Below are 17,327 nucleotides of genomic sequence, written 5' to 3'. Positions count from 1 at the left end.
AAGGGACGTCGCGCACGGTGGTGTCATGAGCCACGCGCCCGTCAACGGCCTGTCCCTGTACTACGAGTCGCACGGCACCGGCGACGGGCGGCCGGTCGTGCTGCTGCACGGCGCCCTGTCCGGCATCGACACCTCGTTCGGGTCGATCCTGCCGCTGCTGGCACGGACCCGCCGGGTGGTGGCCGTCGAACTGCAGGCCCACGGCCGCACCTCCGACGCGGACCGGCCGCTGACCGTCGAGGGTCTGGCGGGGGACGTCGTGGCTCTCCTGGACCATCTGGGCGTCGGGACCGCCGACGTGGTCGGGTGGGGCATGGGAGCGGCGGTGGCGTTGCGGATCGGCACCCACCACGCGTCCCGGGTCGGCCGGCTCGTGCTGGCGTCGGTGAGTTTCGACCGCGAGGGCGTGCATCCGGGCCTGCTCGACGGCATCGGGGACCTGCGGCCCGAGCACCTGCACGGATCCGAGTTCCACGAGGAGTACCTGCGTACCGCCGCCGACCCGGACGGCTGGCCCGTGCTGGTCGCGAAGGTGCAGCGTCTCGACGCCGAACCGCCGCGATGGCCGGCGTCGGCGATCCGGGCGTTGACCGCCCCGACGATGATCGTGCTCGGCGACGCCGACATCGTCCGGCCGGAGCACGCGGTGGAGATGTTCCGGCTGCTCGGCGGCGGCGTGGCCGGTGACCTCACCGGACTTCCGCCGTGCCGGCTGGCGGTCCTGCCCGGCACCACCCACACCGCGATCCCGCACCGGGCGGAGTGGCTGGTCCCCATGGTCGAGGAGTTCCTCGACGACGAGGGCGGACGCTAGCACCACCGTGTCCCGCCGCCGACCGGAACACCGGCCGGCGGCGGGACGTACGGGTCAAGGCCGGCGGCGGGCCCGGAGGACCGCGTCGCGGGAGGTGCCCCCGTGCCCGTGCGGGCCACCGGCGGCCGACCGGGTGCGGGTGCCGGCGACGAGGACGTCCCAGTCGGGGCCGAGACCCGCCGCCATCTCCTCGGCGGTGACCTGCGCCTCCGCCGCCCTCGGGGGCTGACCGGGGTGGTGCGGGTCCGACGGGTGGTGGCCGACGACCAGCAGGGTGCCGTTCGGCGCGACCGACGCCGCCAGCCGGCGCACCAGCGTCCCGGTCGACGCGGTCGAGTGCACGTAGTGCGAGCAGACCAGGTCGAACCCGTCCCCCGGTGGGGTCCAGGTGGTCAGGTCGGCCCGCACCCAGTCGATCCGGTCCGCGACGTCGGCACCGAGGTTCTCGGCGTGTTCCCGCCCGCGCCGCAGCGCGGTGGCGGCGAGGTCCACGGCCGTCACCCGCCAGCCGCGCGAGGCGAGCCAGACGGCGTCGGCACCCTCGCCGCAACCGGCGTCCAGTGCCGTGCCGGGCGCGAGGTCCCCCACCTCGGCCACCAGGTGCGCGGTGGGCTGCCGGACGCCGTGCGCGGCGCGACCGTCGTAGTGCTCCTCCCAGTAATCCCCGTCGAAGTCCACGTGCATGACGCTCCCTCCATCGTTCACCGGCATCGACCGCACCGCTGCGGCAACCATGCGCGAGACCCCTCGATGCCGCAAACTTCGTTGCCGATCCGGCAAACTCCGGGCCATGGCCGGGCGACCGGGCCGCCGGCCGGGTCGCAGCCACCACGACGTTTGCCAACCGGACCAGCGGGAAGAACGCCGCACACACGGGACGCCCCGTACCGCACAGGCAGGAGTAGTCGGATGAACGGCCCGACGGGCGGCGAAGCGGTCGGCAGGCTCGAACTCGTGCACACCTTCACCGGGCCGATGCCGACCGGCGTCGGCGTGTCGGCCGGCGGTCGGATCTTCGTCAACTTCCCGAAGTGGGGTGACGAGGTACCCGCCACGGTGGTGGAACTGCGGGACGGGCGAGAGGTGCCCTTCCCCGACCAGGAGTGGAACGACCCGGCGGGCGACGACGACACCGGCGCGTTCGTCTCGGTACAGAGCGTCGTGGTCGACCCGGCCGACCGCCTCTGGGTGCTCGACACCGGCAGCCCGATGTTCCGACCCACCCGACCCGGTGGCCCGAAACTCGTCCGCGTCGACCTGGACACCGACACCGTCGCCCAGGTGGTCAGCCTCCCCGCCGACGTGGCGCTGCCCTCGACGTACCTCAACGACGTCCGGTTCGACCTGCGGCGCGGAGAAGCCGGGCTCGCCTACGTGACCGACTCCGCCGACTCCGGCCCGAACGGGATCATCGTGGTCGACCTGGCCTCCGGGACGTCCTGGCGGCGGCTGCACGACCACCCCTCCACCCGCGCCGAGCCGCTGGCCACGTTCCGGCCGGTGGTGGAGGGACGGCCGTTCCTGGAGCGGCCGGCGGACGGGCCGCCGAAGCCGGTGGCGATGGGCTCCGACGGCATCGCGATCTCCGCCGACGGGTCCCGGCTGTACTACTGCCCGCTCGCCTCGCGCCGCTGGTACAGCGTCGCCACCGATGCCCTCGCCGACCGGTCGCGCAGCGACGACCGGGTCGCCGCCACGGTCATGGACGAGGGCGACAAGGGCGGCGGCTCCGACGGCCTGGAGACCGACGACGCCGGCCGGTTCTACCTCACCTCGTACGAGCACAACGCCGTGCTGCGCCGGCTGCCGGACGGCGGGTTCGAGACCCTGGTGCACGACCCCCGCCTGCTCTGGCCGGACACCCTGTCCGTCGCCGCCGACGGGCACCTCTACGTCACCGCGAACCAGCTGCACCGACAGGCGCGGTACCAGGGTGGCGAGGACCGGCGTCGCCGGCCGTACGCCCTGTTCCGGGTCCCCATCGACGCCGGACCGGTCCGGCTGCGCTGAGCCGGCCACGGGGGAATCCTTCACTCCGGACGAACAGCTTGTAGACAAGCTTCGTTGCCTGGCCCTATCGTCACCCCATCGAGATTCATTGAACTATGTCGATGGGAGACCCGATGCGACTCCGGCGATGGGCGAGCTTATCCCTGGCCTTGGTCGTCCTGCAGGGCGCCGTCCTCGGCGCCGCCCCGGCCGCGCACGCGGCCGTGCCCGCGCCGTCCCCGGACGCCGCGACGGACCACGTCATCCTGAGCACCGACTACGGACCGGCGGCCTGGGTGCCGGCCAGCACGAGCAACTACACGGTGGCCACCCGGCCCACCGGCCAGCCCATCACCCACGTCGTCATCCACGTGACCCAGGGCTCGTACACCAGCGCGATCAACTGGTTCCAGAACCCGGCGTCCAAGGTCAGCGCGCACTACACGTTCCGCTCCTCCGACGGCGCGGTCACCCAGTCCGTGCGGGAGAAGGACATCGCCTGGCACGCCGGCAACTGGACCTACAACACCCAGTCGATCGGCATCGAACACGAGGGCTGGGTCGACAACCCGGCCTGGTTCACCGACGCGATGTACCGCGCGTCCGCCGCGCTCACCCGGAACCTCGCGAACAAGTACGGCATCCCCAAGACCCGCAGCAACATCATCGCGCACAAGGAGGTGCCCGGGGCCACCCACACCGACCCCGGCCCGCACTGGAACTGGACCTACTACATGCAGTTGGTGAACGGCGTCACCGGCATCGGCTCCGGCACCGTGCACAGCGGCACCGCCGTGCTCAACGTGCGCTCCGGGCCCGGCACCGGTCACGCCGTCGTCGGCTCGCTGAGCGGGGGCGCGGCGGTGAGCGTCTACTGCCAGGCCACCGGCACCGCCGTCACCGGCCCCTACGGCACCTCCAGCATCTGGCACCGGATCGGCACCAACCGCTACGTCTCCGACGCCTACCTGTACACCGGGCACGACGGCTACATCCCGAACGTGCCGCGCTGCTAGTCACGACCCCGTCCGGCCCGCCGCGTCACGCGTGCGGGCCGGACGTCCGCCTACCCGTGGTCGTCCACCCCGCGCGCCGGACCCGGCTCCACCGGTGGCGCACCCGCCGGGTCGGCGGCGGCCGGGCGATGGTTGTCGAGGTGGTCGCGGGCGTACCGGTAGGCCACCGCCACGATCGCGGCGACCGGCACCGCCAGGAAGGCACCGGTGATCCCGGCCAGGCTGCTGCCGGCGGCCACGGCGAGGATGACCACCGCCGGATGCAGGCTCAGCCCGCGCCCCTGGAGCAGCGGTTGCAGGACGTTGCCCTCCACCTGCTGCACCGCCACCACGATGCCGAGGATGATCAACGCGGTGGTCGGGCCCTGGTCGACCAGCGCGATCAGGACGGCGAACGCCCCGGCGACGAACGCCCCGATGATGGGAATGAAGGCGGCGAAGAAGGTCAGCACCGCCAGCGGCAGGACCAGCGGCACCCCGAAGGCCCACAGGCCGATGCCGATGAAGAAGGCGTCGATGAAACCGACCAGCGCCTGCTGCCGGATGAACTCCGACAGCGTCCGCCAGCTCCGCTCCGACAACTGCGCGACGTGCACCGCCGCGCGCGGGCCGGTCTGCGCCGCCAGCCACGGCACCCAGCGGGGGCCGTCCTTGAGGAAGAAGAAGCACAGCACCAGGGCCAGCACGGCGTTGACCACGCCGGACCCCACGGAGGTGGCCCAGGTCAGCACGTAGCCGGCGATGTTCTGGGCGTTGGACTGCAGGGCGCTGAAGACGTTGTCGATCGTCTCGCCGATCTGGTCCTCGCCGAGGTTGAGCGGCGGGCCGGTGAGCCACTGGCGTACCTGCTCGAGTCCGGCCGTCGCCTGGTCGGTGAGATCGCCGATCTGACCCACCACCGGCGGCACCACGAGGATGCCGAGCGCCGTCAGCAGGGCGAGGAAGGCCAGCAGGACCGTCGCCGCGGCCAGGGCGGGCGGCCACCGGTGCGCGCGCAGGAACCGCACGGTCGGCCAGAGCACCGTGGTGAGGAGCAGGCCGAGCACCACCGGGAAGAGAACGACCCAGAGCCGGCCCAGCACGTAACCGAGTCCGACCAGCGCGGCGGCGATGACGAGCAGTTGCGCCGCGACGATCGCCACCCGGCGGACCGCGGCCCGCACCCGGGGGCCACGCCGGGGTGACGGTGCCGGTACGGGTGACACCGCCGCAGGGGCGCCCGTACCGCTCGTCGGGGTGTCGGCCGCAGGCTCGCGCGGGCCGTCTTCTTCCTGGCTCAACTCTGCCTCCACCATGTGTCGCCCTGCCGAACCCTAGTCGTGGCGGGCAATCACGGCGACGGCAAGGCCCCTGCCCGGGCCGCCGCTGCGGCACGGCACCCGGCGCGCAGGAGAGCCCGGGGTCCACGTCCGCGAACCCCGGCGGCTGCGGGACCGGGGCGCGTGGGGCGCGGTCGGGGGCCGGCACCGGCCACCCGCCGCACCACGGTCAGAACCCGCAGAGCGGATCCCACGGGTCGTCGTCGGTGCCCCGGATCCACCGGTGCCCCGCGTCGACCGGCGGTTCGTACGCCCACGAGGTGTGCGCGCCGTGCGCCAGCGCCTCGGTGAGGAAGGCGCGGACGCGCTGGCTGGTCACGATGTCCCGTTCGGCGGCGACCGGGTCCCAGTCGTTCAGGACCGACTGCCGCAGACCGGCCCGCACCTCGGCGTACCCGGGGTCGGCCGCCCGGTTGTCGAGTTCCCGTGGGTCCTTCTCCAGGTCGTAGAGCTGATCCGGCAGCCCGTGGGCGTAGACCAGCTTGTGCCGGCCGCTGACCACCGCCCGGACCGGGAGCAGCGTGCCCTCCGCCGAGTTCTCGACGACGACGTCGCGGTGGGGGTGCTCCGTCCCGTCGTCACCGGCGAGCATGCCGGTGAGGCTGTCGCCCGCGAACCGCCCGGTCACCCACTCCGGCAGCGTGGCCCCGGCCAGGTCGGCGAAGGTGGGATGGAGGTCGACCAGGGAGGCGGGCGTGCCGATCCGGCGGCCGGACGCCACCTGCGGCCCGGCGAACAGCAGCGGGACACGCACCGACCACTCCCGCAGGGTGCGCTTGAAGTACATGCCGTGCTCGCCGAGCTGGTCGCCGTGGTCGCTGGTGAAGACGACGACGGTGTCGTCGAGGAGGCCGAACCGCTCCAGTTCCGCGACGAACGAGCCGACCACGTCGTCGATGTAGCTCGTCATCGCGTAGTAGCCCCGCCGGGCGAGACGCACCGCCTCGTCGTCGATCTCCGCCCGGTCCACGCCGTGGAACGCGTTGACCCAGCGGTCCAGCGGGTGCGGCTCGACGCCGTCCGGCACCGGCTCGGGCAGGGTGATCCGCCGGCCCTCGTACCGGTTCCAGTACTCCGGCGGGGCCACGTACGGGTCGTGCGGCTGGGTGAAGGAGGCCACCATCAGCCAGGGCTCGCCCGCCCGCTCGCCGGTGTCGAGCGCCAGTTCCCGGATGCGGCGCAGGGCGGTGAACCGCACCTCCTCGTCGTAGTGCATCTGGTAGGTCCACGGCAGCGGGCCGGAGGAACGCAGGATGTCGACGTACTCCCGGCCACCGTTCTGTTGCTCGCCGGAGAGCCGGGGCGGGTCGCCCTGCTCCTCCCACGGCCGGGTCCAGGTGAGGTCGGGCGGGAAGATGTCGGTGGTCAACCGCTCCTCGAAGCCGTGCAACTGGTCGGGGCCGACGAAGTGCATCTTGCCGGAGAGGATCGTCCGGTACCCGGCCCGCCGCAGCGAGTGCGCGAACGTCGGCACCGAGGCGGGGAACTCCTCGGCGTTGTCGTTCGAGGGCACCCCGCTGGGCAGCCGACCGGTCATCATGGCGGCTCGGGACGGCACGCACAACGGCGCGTTGCAGTAGGCGTTCTCGAAGACGGTGCCCCGTTCCGCGAGCGCGTCCAGGTTCGGGGTGAGGACGTCCTCGTTGCCGTACGGGCCGGTGGCGAACGCGCTGAGCTGGTCGGCCATGAGCAGCAGGATGTTCGGGCGGCTGCCTGCGGTGGTCACGCTTGCTCCCTGTGCGGGGTCGGGTGGTCGGGTCACTTGGTGGCGTCGGTGAACACCGAGGTGTCGAGGAAGGTGTCGGGCTCGACGTAGGTCGGCAGCGCGCCGATGTCCACGAAGACCCGTTCCATCCGGCCGATCCAGTCGGCGGCGGTGCCGTCGGCGTAGTAACCGGTCCACTCGGCGTTGGGGAAGCTCCTGGCCTGCTGGTAGATCTGCGTGCAGACCTCCGCCGTCATGACGTCGGAGAGTCGTGGACAGGCGGCCTTCAGCGCCCCGGCCTGGTCGGTGACGATGTCGTCGTTGGCCTTCAGCCAGGCTTTCGTGACCTTGACGAGAGCGTCCCGGTGCTCGGCGTGGAAGCGGTTGTTGGCGACCCAGCCGCCCGCGATCGCGGCGTCCGGGTGGAACTGGTCCGAGGTGGCGATCTGCCGGGCCTCGGGGAGGCGCTGCCTGACCTGGCCGTCGAACGGGGCCCAGAGGGCCGCGGCGGGCACGCCACCGGTCACGAACGTGTTGGCGACGGCCGGCATCTCCAGGTTGACCAGTTGGACGTCGTCCAGGGAGAGGCCGTTGCGGGTCAGCGCCACGTGCAGGAGCAGATGGGCGGCGGTGCCGGTGGTGGTGGCCACCTTCTTGCCGCGCAGGTCCGCCACCGAGGTGATCCCGGAGTCCGGTGCGGCCCAGATCTGCTGGATGTTCGCCTCGAGGTTGTTGAGCAGGAACACCTTGCCTTGGCCCCGGGCCGGGAAGTTCGCGATCACGGCGCCCATCACCCCGACGTCGACGCTGCCGCCGGTGAGCGCGTTGGACAGCGAGATGCCGGTCTGGAAGGGCACCGCCTCGACGTCGAGCCCCTGCTCGGCGAAGTAGCCGCGTTCCTGGGCGAGCAGGAGGTGCATGCCCGGCGCGGGGCCGGCGATGTAGCCGACCTTGATCTTCTGCGCGGACCCGGCGTCGCCGTCGTCGTCCGATCCGCACGCGGTGCCCACCATGACCAGCGCGAGGCTGGCCAGCACCGCCACCATCCGGCGTCTCATCGATCGTCTCCCTGGGGTGAGGTGTGCGCTTCGCGCAGCATCGTCTCGATGCGGCGGCGCAGCGCGATGAAGTCGGGACTGGTCTTGAGCTCGTGGGTCCGGTCGCCGTGCCAGGGCACGTCGACGATGTCCCGCACCCGGGCGGGACGGGCGGACATCACCACCACCCGGTCGGCGAGGAAGATCGCTTCCTCCACCTGGTGGGTGACGAAGAGGACGGTGCGGCGTTCCTTCTGGTTGATCTCCAGGAGGGCCTCCTGCATCGTCTCCCGGGTCTGCGCGTCGAGCGCGGCGAACGGCTCGTCCATGAGCAGGATCTCCGGGTCCACCGCGTAGGCACGGGCCAGCGCGACCCGTTGCCGCATGCCACCGGAGAGCGTCTTGGGCAGGGCGTCCGCGAAGGCGGTCAACCCCATCAGCTCCAGGTACCGGTCGCCGATCTCCCGCCGCTGCGCCGCCGTCCGGCGGCGGGCGCGCAGTCGCATGCCGAACTCGATGTTGCGACGGACGGTGAGCCACGGGAAGATCGCGTACTCCTGGAACACCACGCAGCGCGACGGCCCCGGGCCGGTGACCGGGGCCCCGTTCACCCGGATCACGCCGGTGTCCGTGTCGACGAATCCGGCCACGGTGTTCAGCAGGGTGGTCTTGCCGGAGCCGCTCGGGCCGACCACCGCCACGAACTCCCCCTCGGCGACGTCGAACCGCACGTCGTCGAGGACGGTGACCGCCGCCGTACCCCGCCCGAACCGCTTGCTGATCCCGGCGACGGAGAGACCGCCGCCACTTCCCGGTCCGCTCATCGGTTCCCCCTGTCCTGCCACCGCACCAGGCGGGCGGACGCCAGCCGGAGGGCGGCGTCCATCAGCAACGCGCACAGACCGATCAGGATGATCCCGGCGTACACCCGCGGAATGTCGAGGAAGTTGCCCGCGTTCTGGATGACCGCTCCCAGCCCGTCCTGCGCGGCCACCAGCTCGGCGGCGACCAGCGAGGCCCAGCCGATGCCCAGCGAGACCCGGGCGGCGGTGAGGATGTGCGGAACGGAGAACGGCAGCACGACCCGGGTCAGCACCTCGATCCGGTTCGCGCCGAGGGTCTGGGCGGCCCGGACGTACTTGTCCTCGATCCCGGCGATGCCCTCGAAGACGATCACGACGGTCGCGAAGAAGGCGGCGTACATCAGGATGATGCCCCGGGCGAGTTCGCCGATCCCGAAGTAGACGATCACCAGGGGGACGAGGGCGATCGGGGGCAACGCCCGGAAGAAGTTGACCAGCGGGTTGAGCACCGCCCGGGCGATCGGGAACCAGCCCAGCAGGAAGCCGACCGGCACGCCGGCGGCGATGCCGACCGACACCCAGACGACGACCCGGCGGCTGCTGATCAGGATGTCGTCGGCGAGGCCGTTGCCCAGACCGGTCCAGATGACCTCGAAGACCTGACCGGGAGTCGGCAGCAGGTCGCCGCCCACCACACCGGTCACGGCCATCACCTGCCAGAGCAGGACCACGCCGAGGAAACCCGTCAGGCCCAGCGCCGCGTTCCGCAGGGCCGCCAGCCACCGTCGGGGTACCCGGCGGGACGGTGCGCCGGGCGGCGCGCCCGGTTCCTTCGCTCCGACGCCGGCGGCTGCCGCTCGCCGGTCGGAGGCCAACACTTCCGGCATCTGATCTCCTGTCGTGGGGGTGGGTGGGGGCGTTCAGGCCGGTGGCGCCGGGACGGCGCGCTGGGCCCCGGCCAGCCGGTGCATCAGCTCCCGGTTGGCGGGGTAGGCCGCCCGGTAGACGGCGTGGGCATCGTCGTACAGCGGCCGGAGGGCGGGCCGGGGCGAGACGACGTGGCCGGTTCGCGCCCACGTGTCGTCCGGGTCGACCAGGCCGACCGCCTGGGCCGCGAGCAGGGCGTCGCCGTAGCACGCGCCGATGCTGGTGGTGGTCACCTCCTGCGGCTGACCGGTGATGTCGGAGACCACCTGCGCCCACAGGCCGCCCCGGGTGCCGCCACCGACCGCCACCAGGCGGCCCGGCGGCGCACCGGCCGCCGCGAAGGTCTCCAGGTGGTGGCGGACGGCGTGACCGGTCGCCTCGAGCGCGGCCCGGTAGAGGTGCGCGCGGGTGTGCCGCAAGGTCAGGCCGAGGAGGACGCCCCGGGCGTCGGGGTCGAACAGCGGGGTGCGTTCCCCCGCGAGGTACGGCAGCATCACGAGGCCGTCGGCACCGGGTGCGGCCTGCGCCGCCTCCGCGACGAGGACCTCATACCGGTCCTCCCCGACGATCCGCCGCAGCCAGTCGGTCACCGCGCCCGCCGCGGCCGTGCCACCGGCCAGGCACGCGCTGCCGGGGGTGATCCCCCGGGTCGCCCAGAGCCGTCCGTGCGTCACGATGCGGTCGGTGACCTGGAGGATGAACATGGTGGTGCCGTACATCAGCATGGTGTCGCCCGGCCGGCGGACCCCGACGCTGTGCGCCTCGGCCCACGCGTCGACGGTGCCCGCCACCACCGGTGTGCCGGCCGGGAGCCCGGTCTCGGCCGCCGCGGCGGCGGTGCTCCGGCCGACCACCTCACCGGGCCACACCAGCCGGGGCAGGTCGAGGCCGGGCGCGACCAGGTCCGCCCACTCGCCGTGCCAGCGCTGGGCGCGCAGGTCGTACAGGGGTTGGCACTGGCTCGCGGAGTGGTGGTCGAGCACGTACTCACCGGTGAGCCGGGCGACGGCGAACGAGCTGGCCATCAGGAACCGCCGGGTGGCGGCCCAGGTGCGCGGTTCGTGGTGGCGGAGCCAGTACAGTTTCGGGCCCGCCGCCTGGCTGGTCAGCGGTGCGCCACCCACCGCGACGACCCGGTCCTCGCCGAGGAGGGCGGTCAGCTCGGCGGCCTCGGCGGTGGCCCGGGTGTCGACGCCGTACAGGATGGCCGGCCGCAACGGGCGATAGCGGTCGTCGGTGACCAGCACGCACGGCCCGATCCCGCTGACACAGACCGCAGCCACCCGGCCCGGTGAGTCCGCGAGGAGCCGCCGGGACAGCTCGGCGACCGCGCCCCACCAGTCCCGTTCCGGATCGTGTTCGACCCAGCCGGGCCGGGGCATGGCCGGCTGGTGCGCACGGACCGCGGTGGCCAGGACCTCACCGTCGGGGCGGGTCAGCACGGCCTTCGCGCTGGAGGTACCGATGTCGATACCCAGCAGTACGTCGCCCATCGTTCGACCTCCCGCGCCGCCCGGACCTGCGGAAACCGTGTTTCCGGCTCGTTAAGTCCGATCAAGTTGTCGGTAAGGTATGACCATCCATCAGACCTGTCAAGCCTTGACGTGCGACAGAAAGCCAGGCCAGGCTTGCGGCAGCGCAACAGCCCTCTATAAGGTATGACCAATTGACGAGAGGGGTGCCATGGGAATCCAGTCGGCGGGCACGGACCCGACGGTCCGGCCGAGTCGGGTCGACGAGGCAGAGCGGGTCCTCCGCGCGTTGATCGCGGAGTACCAGCGCACCGGCGTGACCCGGCTTCCTACCGAGAACCGGCTGTGCGAGCTGGTCGGCGCGTCCCGGACGACGTTGCGCGACGCGTTGAGCCGGCTCGAGGCGGCCGGCGAGGTCGTCCGGCGGCGACGGGTGGGCACCCTGATCACCTCGCCGGCCCGGGCGGTCCACTCGGGATCGCTCGCCTACCCCGTCGACCTGATCCTGTCCCTCTCGGACTTCCTCGCCGAGGCCGGCGCCAACTTCGCGGTACGCGCGGTCAACATCCTGCGGGAGACCGCCGACCCCGACGACGTGGCCCTGCTCGGCCTGGCGCCCGGTGAGGCCGTCTACCGCGCGATCCGGCTCTACGAGGTCGAGGGGCAGGCCGCCGCCCGGCTGGAGCACCGGCTTCCCGCGACGGTCGGCGGCCAGCAGATCCGGATCAACGCGCTGACCGACGGGATCACGACCTTCCTCCAGGAGACCGAGAACATCCGGTTGACCCGGAGCGATCACACGATCACCGCCGAGGCGGCCACGCCCGCCCTGGCGAGCGAACTGGACACCGTGGTCGGGGCGCCGCTGCTCGTCATCGACTGCCAGCTCTACGCGTCCGGGCCGCACGCCGTGGCCACCGGGCGGCTGGTCTTCCGTCCCGACGTCCTCTGCCTGACCGCGTCCGCCGACCCGGCCACGTCGGCCTCCCGCCAGGCCGGCACGTTCGGCGTGACGGCCGTCGCCCGGTCCGGCGACGAGAGCTGACATGCGATCCACCCACCCCGACCACGGGTCGCCGGCAGCCCGGCGGCCGGCGGGCGACCACGCCCCGGCCGGTCGGCCCGCCCCGACCGCGCCGCCGGAGGTGTCCGCGTGCTGCGGGCCGAGCCGCCCGCCCGCCGACGGTGACACGGGCACCGTCCCCGCCGCGTCGCACGGCCGGCCGTCGGCGCGAGGCCCGGCACGCGACCGGCGGGCGGCCGTCCGGGGCATGGTGCACGTCCCGGGTGGTCCCTTCCGGATGGGCAGCGAGGATCCGGACACGTTCGCCACGGACGGCGAGGGCCCGGTCCGCGAGGTGCACGTGAGCGGCTTCCACATCGACCCGAAGGCGGTCAGCAACGCCCAGTACGCCGCCTTCGTCCGGGCGACCGGGTACGTCACCGAGGCGGAGCGGTTCGGCTGGTCGTACGTCTTCCACCTGCTCGTCGCGGACGCCGCCGGCCCCGCCGTCATGCCCGGACGCATCCCCGGGGCGCCCTGGTGGCTGCCGGTGCGCGGGGCGTCCTGGCGGTGCCCGGAGGGGCCGGGTTCACGGATCGGCGACCGGCAGAACCATCCCGTCGTGCACGTGTCCTGGAACGACGCGACCGCCTACGCGCACTGGGCCGGGAAACGACTGCCCACCGAGGCCGAGTGGGAGAAGGCCGCCCGTGGCGGCCTGGACCAGGCCCGGTACCCGTGGGGCGACGAGCTCACGCCCCGGGGCGCGCACCGCTGCAACATCTGGCAGGGCGAGTTCCCCTCGGTCAACACCGGGGCTGACGGTTACCTCGCCACGGCGCCGACGGACGCCTTCCGGCCGAACGCCTTCGGGCTCCACAACACCTCGGGCAACGTCTGGGAGTGGTGCGCGGACCGGTTCAGCGTCGACTGGCACCGCCCCGACCGCCCGGAGACCCGATGCGACCCGCAGGGTCCGCCGGCCGGCCCGGGGCGGGTCCTGCGCGGTGGTTCGTACCTGTGCCACGACTCGTACTGCAACCGGTACCGGGTCGCCGGCCGGACGGTGAACACGCCGGACAGCACCACCGGCCACGCCGGCTTCCGCTGCGCCGCCGACGGGACCGACCGGTGACGGACCGCCGTGCGGCGTGAACCGGCCTGGTACCGGGAGGGCAGCGAACCGGACTACCGGTTCACGCTCGCCAACGAACGCACGTTCCTGGCCTGGGTGCGCACCGCATTGGCGCTGCTCGCCGGAGCGGTCGCGGTGGTCCACGTCCTTCCCGCCGCCGTGCCCGGCGTCCGCACCGCCGTGGCGGTGCTCCTCGCCGCCACGGCCACCGTCCTGCCGTGGGCGGCCTACCAGCGGTGGACGCGCGTCCAACGGGCCATGCGCCTGGGCCGGGACCTGCCCTTCACCCGGTCGCTCGCCCTGATGGCCGTTCTCCTCGGCGCGCTGGGTGCCGGTGTCGTCGTCCTGGTGCTCAGCGCGTGACCGGCCGCGACCACGGGCTCCAGCGGGAACGCACCGCCCTGGCCTGGCGACGCACCTGCGCGGTCGCCCTGGTCGACGCCGTCCTCCTGGGACGCCTCGCCCCGAACCTGCCACTTCCCCAGATCGTCGTCGGATCGGGGTCGATGTTGGCCCTGGCCGTCACCGCCGCCTGGTGGTACCGACGGCGGGCCCACCGGTCCCCCGACATGCCGCCGCCGGCGTTGATGGGGCTGGTCGCCATCCTCGTCACGGTGGCCGCCCTCACCGTCGTCGTCGGGCTGGCCCCGGTCGGCTCGTAGCGTCCGGCCGCCCGCGCCCCACTCACTCAGCCCAGGCCGCCGGGACGGCCCGGAGCGGCGGTCCGCTCCGGGCCTCCCTCCGGCCGGGTCGCCCCCACCCCCGCAGGGCCGACCCGGGCGTACCGGGGCGGGTCAGCCGAAGACCTGCGCCTCCAGCAGGCCGACGGAGGCCGCGCCGCTGGAGAGCAGGACGCGCAGCCGGGTCGTGGTGACCGGGGTGAACCCGACCTCGTTGTACCGGTCGGCGGCAACCGGGTGGCCGCCGGCGGCGGTCACGTCGGCCCAGGCGGCGCCGGTCCAGTACTGCACCTTCCACGACGCGGGCAGCCGCACGCCGCCACCGTCGTCGAAGAAGTAGACCCGGGCCGACCGGACGGTCTGCGCGGACGCCCATGCCAGTTCGGCCCACTGCTCCCCCGTCTCGGGCCAGGTCCCCCACCGGGGGTTGCCGGTGTCGTTCGACGAGGGCGGGTCGACGCCGTCGTTGATCGCGGTCACGCTCTCCCAGGGCGAGGTGTACGACGCCGACGCGGTCGCCGTCCGGGCCAGGTTCGTCCCCGGATCCGGGACGCCACCGCCGCCCCGCTGGTAGACCTGCACCTCCGTCAGCCCGGTGCGGAAGCCGGCGGCGTGGGTCAGCTGCACCCGCAGCCGCGACGTGGTCACCGGGGTGAAGCGGACCCGGTTGTAGTTGGACCGGACGGTGCCGGGGTTCCGCACCTGGCCCGGCGCGGTGACCCAGGTGCCGCCGTCGAGGTACTGCACGGTGTACGAGCTGGGCGGACGGTACCGGTTGGTGGCCCGGTCGTTGCGGAAGTAGAGCCACACGTCGTCCACGGTGCGGCTCTGCCCGAGGTTCACCTCGTACCAGTCGGTGGCGTTCGGTGAGCCGTGGCTGCCCCAGATCGGCTCGTTGATCGGGAAGCCGTCCACCGCCGCCTGCGTCGACGTGCCCGACGCGGTGTACGACGCGGAGGTGGCCGCGCCCCGGGCCAGGTTGGGCAGGGTGGCGGTCAGGTCGGCGCCGGCCTTGGCGAAGATGTCCACCATCCGGTCACCGGTGTGGGCCACCGCCTGCGGCGCGCGCAGCCCGGGAACCGTCGTGCGGTGGGTGGCGGTGCCGCCCTCGGGCAGCTCGACCGTGCCGGTGGCCGGGTCGTAGACCACCCGGGTCAGCCGGTCGACGGTGACCGCCCGGACGCCGTCGAGGTAGATCGAGTAGCCCTGCGGCACGCCCGGGTAGCGGGTGACGCCGTCGGCCGGGTCGTCCCAGACGATGCTCAGGTCCATGTTGCGGTACCGCAGGTTGTTCACCGCGACGTGCGACCAGCCGATGTCGATGGGGTCGAGTTCCACCCGCGCGTCGGTGCGCGGGCGCAGCCCGGCCACGTCCTCGATCACCGTCCAGTTGCTGCTGCCGAGGATGTTGTGGTGGATCCAGGACCGGTAGGCGATGGTCTTCGTGGTCGCGTTCCAGTCGGCCCAGAACTCGTTGGCGTCCGGCCACTGGGTGTTCCCGCCGACGTACTGCGCCCAGGCGTTCCAGTAGAGCAGCTTCTTGTAGTGCTCGGCGGTCATCCACTGGTTGGGGTAGTTGCGCAGCACCGAGGAGTAGAGGCGGAACTGCACGGTGGAGTTGATGGTGGAGAAGTTGTTGCTGCCCGGCTTGCCGGCCGCCGCGGCGGCGGCCTTGTCCCGCTGGTTGGCGGTGAAGAACGGGAAGACCGGGTACTCGGCCGGGTCGTCGAAGAGCCGCAGCGCCTGCCGGTACTGCTCGGTGTTCGGCATCAGCCCCACCGCGTACGGGTAGTAGTTGTTGATCTCCTTCCAGGGCACATGGGTGTTGGTCGCGACGTGCTTGTGCTCCAGCAACTGCCGGGACGGGTTCCACAGCGTGGTGAGCACGCCGGAGCGGATCCGCTCGGCCAACGCCTGCATCTCGGCCGCCTTGGCGGTGTTCCCGACCACCGCGTACGCCTGCTGCGCGGCGACCGCTCCGCTGTAGACATACGCGGTCTCGGCCCGGTCGAGGTTGCCGTCGCGCCAGTGGAACGAGACCGCGTCGGCGTCGTTGCCGGTCATCGCGCCCCAGTCGTACTCGATGACGCCGTTGCCGTTGGTGTCGTAGGTGGCGAGCTGCCCCTTGACGTCGCCCTCGGCGTAGCGGGCCAGGTGACCGGCGATGACCGGCTGCCCACCGTGGATCTGGTAGCTGCGCCAGGCTGCCTCGGCGATGTACTGGGTGTACGAGTTCGACCAGTTCTCCGGGTCACCGGGGTTGTCCATGAACCGGCCGCCCTTGGAAGTCTGCCCCACCGACAGCCACGGCCCGTATGAGTAGACCGGGTTGCGCAGGTACTTCAGGTCGTCGATGTGCATGGGTTGGGTGAGCGCGATGGCGTTGTTGTAGCCGGTGACGCCCTCGATGGAGACCGGAAACTGGAAGTCCTGCCCCGGGATGTCGACGTCGAGGTAGTTGTAGCGCATCAGCCACCAGCGGTAGTAGACGTTCTTCTTGATGGCCGGGTCGGGCACGTCGACGTACGGGACGTTCTCCGCCCACCAGCGGTTGTAGTCGCGCACGTGGGTGGCGAAGGCGGTCGCCGGGGTGTACGCCCGGTACGTCTGATACTCGGTCAGCGACTCGGGGATCTCGGTGGTGACGAAGCCCATCACCACCTTGGTGGTGACGCTCTGCCCGGGGGCGAGGGTCACCGACCGGTTGAGCCCGCCGCTGCTGACCGTGAAGCCGTCCCCGGCCAGCCGGGGGTGGATCGTGGTGAGGTTGTTCTTCACCTGCCGGCTGCCGGTGAGTTCGCCGCCGGTGCCGCTGGTCGCGTACGGCGAGGTGGCCCGGAGCTGGAGCGTGGTGGCGGCGCCGCCGGTGTTGGTCAAGGTCAGGTTGGTGACCGCGACGTTCTGGTGGGTGATGAACTTGCTCAGGTCGACCCGGACCCCGCCGCTGGTGTAGACGCCCTTCCAGTGGCTCGGCGACTGCCACCGGCTGCCCACCTGTTCGGTGAAGGTCCCCGGGGTGATCGCCACGGCGTAGGCGTTCTGGCTGCTGATGTTGTCCCAGTAGGCGGCGTTGCCGCCGAAGCCGATCACGGCCGGGTTGTGGGTGTTCATGTAGAACCCCCGGCCCCGGGTCATCAGCCAGGGGCCGGCCGGGTCGTTGCCGGGGCGGGCGAGCAGCCGGTCCATCCAGAAGTCGGTGCCGCCGGCCTCGGCGTCGTAGATGGCCTTCATCATGTTGCCGTTGCTGTAGCCGACCGGCGGCGCGGGCACCGCCGGGCCGGAGAAGGTGGGGTAGCCGATGGTCTGGGCGGCGCGGGCGGGGGCGACGGGGACGGTCAGCGCGCCGACGGTGAGCACGGCGGCCAGCGCCAGTGCGGTCGGCGCCCGACCTCGGGTGACGGTGCGGAACACGGGGACACCTCCAGGG

At 72.5% G+C, this 17,327-nt stretch carries 15 protein-coding genes; 7 read left to right on the top strand and 8 right to left on the bottom strand.

From position 1 onward, the window contains the following. Positions 1-25: 25 nt before the first annotated feature. The gene (locus tag ACIBJE_RS09290) at positions 26-814 is read left to right on the top strand and encodes an alpha/beta fold hydrolase (RefSeq protein WP_396745398.1); all 789 of its coding nucleotides are present in this window, start codon (positions 26-28) and stop codon (positions 812-814) included. Positions 815-868: 54 nt separating this feature from the next. On the opposite strand, the gene ACIBJE_RS09285 is transcribed toward ACIBJE_RS09290, so the two are convergent. Next, positions 869-1,525: a class I SAM-dependent methyltransferase gene (locus tag ACIBJE_RS09285; RefSeq protein WP_396745395.1), complete on the bottom strand. Its 657-nt coding sequence runs from the start codon at positions 1,523-1,525 to the stop codon at positions 869-871. Between the two features lie 198 nt (positions 1,526-1,723). Here ACIBJE_RS09285 and ACIBJE_RS09280 point away from each other — a divergent pair, with 198 nt between their 5' ends. Together ACIBJE_RS09280 and ACIBJE_RS09275 are read left to right on the top strand one after the other, a co-directional pair. Beyond that, entirely contained in the window at positions 1,724-2,824 is a 1,101-nt protein-coding gene (locus ACIBJE_RS09280) for an L-dopachrome tautomerase-related protein (RefSeq protein WP_396745392.1), read from the top strand. Between the two features lie 149 nt (positions 2,825-2,973). After that, positions 2,974-3,819 (top strand): N-acetylmuramoyl-L-alanine amidase, encoded by an 846-nt coding sequence (locus tag ACIBJE_RS09275; RefSeq protein WP_396745389.1) that lies wholly within the window; start codon positions 2,974-2,976, stop codon positions 3,817-3,819. A gap of 50 nt (positions 3,820-3,869) precedes the next feature. Here the strand turns inward: ACIBJE_RS09275 and ACIBJE_RS09270 are convergent, their stop codons facing one another. The 6 genes from ACIBJE_RS09270 to ACIBJE_RS09245 form a co-directional block, all read right to left on the bottom strand. Next, positions 3,870-5,099 (bottom strand): AI-2E family transporter, encoded by a 1,230-nt coding sequence (locus ACIBJE_RS09270; RefSeq protein WP_396745386.1) that lies wholly within the window; start codon positions 5,097-5,099, stop codon positions 3,870-3,872. 208 nt (positions 5,100-5,307) lie between these two features. After that, the gene (gene betC, locus ACIBJE_RS09265) at positions 5,308-6,864 is read right to left on the bottom strand and encodes a choline-sulfatase (RefSeq protein WP_396745383.1); all 1,557 of its coding nucleotides are present in this window, start codon (positions 6,862-6,864) and stop codon (positions 5,308-5,310) included. A 32-nt stretch (positions 6,865-6,896) separates the two neighbouring features. Beyond that, a complete protein-coding gene (locus ACIBJE_RS09260; protein WP_396745380.1) occupies positions 6,897-7,901 on the bottom strand; it encodes an ABC transporter substrate-binding protein in 1,005 nt (334 codons plus the stop codon). Further along, positions 7,898-8,704 carry an ABC transporter ATP-binding protein gene (locus tag ACIBJE_RS09255; protein ID WP_396745377.1) on the bottom strand — a complete coding sequence of 269 codons (807 nt, stop codon included), beginning with the start codon at positions 8,702-8,704 and terminating at the stop codon, positions 7,898-7,900. The genes ACIBJE_RS09260 and ACIBJE_RS09255 overlap by 4 nt, the downstream gene beginning before the upstream one ends. Continuing rightward, positions 8,701-9,570: an ABC transporter permease gene (locus ACIBJE_RS09250; protein ID WP_396745374.1), complete on the bottom strand. Its 870-nt coding sequence runs from the start codon at positions 9,568-9,570 to the stop codon at positions 8,701-8,703. Before ACIBJE_RS09250 ends, ACIBJE_RS09255 begins: the two co-directional genes overlap by 4 nt. Positions 9,571-9,603: 33 nt before the next feature. After that, positions 9,604-11,103 (bottom strand): FGGY-family carbohydrate kinase, encoded by a 1,500-nt coding sequence (locus ACIBJE_RS09245; RefSeq protein WP_396745371.1) that lies wholly within the window; start codon positions 11,101-11,103, stop codon positions 9,604-9,606. Positions 11,104-11,293: 190 nt separating this feature from the next. On the opposite strand from ACIBJE_RS09245, the gene ACIBJE_RS09240 reads away from it, so the two are divergent. Genes ACIBJE_RS09240 through ACIBJE_RS09225 form a run of 4 tightly spaced genes read left to right on the top strand, consistent with a single transcriptional unit; the run spans position 11,294 to position 13,882 of the window. Then, entirely contained in the window at positions 11,294-12,127 is an 834-nt protein-coding gene (locus ACIBJE_RS09240) for a GntR family transcriptional regulator (RefSeq protein ID WP_396745368.1), read from the top strand. 1 nt (position 12,128) lies between these two features. Further along, the gene (locus ACIBJE_RS09235; RefSeq protein WP_396745365.1) at positions 12,129-13,220 is read left to right on the top strand and encodes a formylglycine-generating enzyme family protein; all 1,092 of its coding nucleotides are present in this window, start codon (positions 12,129-12,131) and stop codon (positions 13,218-13,220) included. A 9-nt stretch (positions 13,221-13,229) separates the two neighbouring features. Continuing rightward, on the top strand, positions 13,230-13,583 hold the full coding sequence (locus tag ACIBJE_RS09230) for a YidH family protein (protein ID WP_396745362.1): 354 nt from the start codon (positions 13,230-13,232) through the stop codon (positions 13,581-13,583). Further along, positions 13,580-13,882, top strand: a complete 303-nt coding sequence (locus ACIBJE_RS09225) for a DUF202 domain-containing protein (RefSeq protein ID WP_396745359.1) — start codon at positions 13,580-13,582, stop codon at positions 13,880-13,882. The genes ACIBJE_RS09230 and ACIBJE_RS09225 overlap by 4 nt, the downstream gene beginning before the upstream one ends. Before the next feature lie 132 nt (positions 13,883-14,014). On the opposite strand, the gene ACIBJE_RS09220 is transcribed toward ACIBJE_RS09225, so the two are convergent. Beyond that, positions 14,015-17,311, bottom strand: coding sequence for a discoidin domain-containing protein (locus tag ACIBJE_RS09220; RefSeq protein WP_396745356.1), 3,297 nt, complete (start codon positions 17,309-17,311; stop codon positions 14,015-14,017). Positions 17,312-17,327: the final 16 nt, after the last annotated feature.

Origin of the sequence: Micromonospora sp. NPDC050187, from assembly GCF_044459745.1 — a bacterium.
Taxonomy (GTDB): domain Bacteria; phylum Actinomycetota; class Actinomycetes; order Mycobacteriales; family Micromonosporaceae; genus Micromonospora.
Note: the sequence above shows the minus strand (reverse complement) of the source record. Positions and strands in the feature narration are given on the sequence as shown.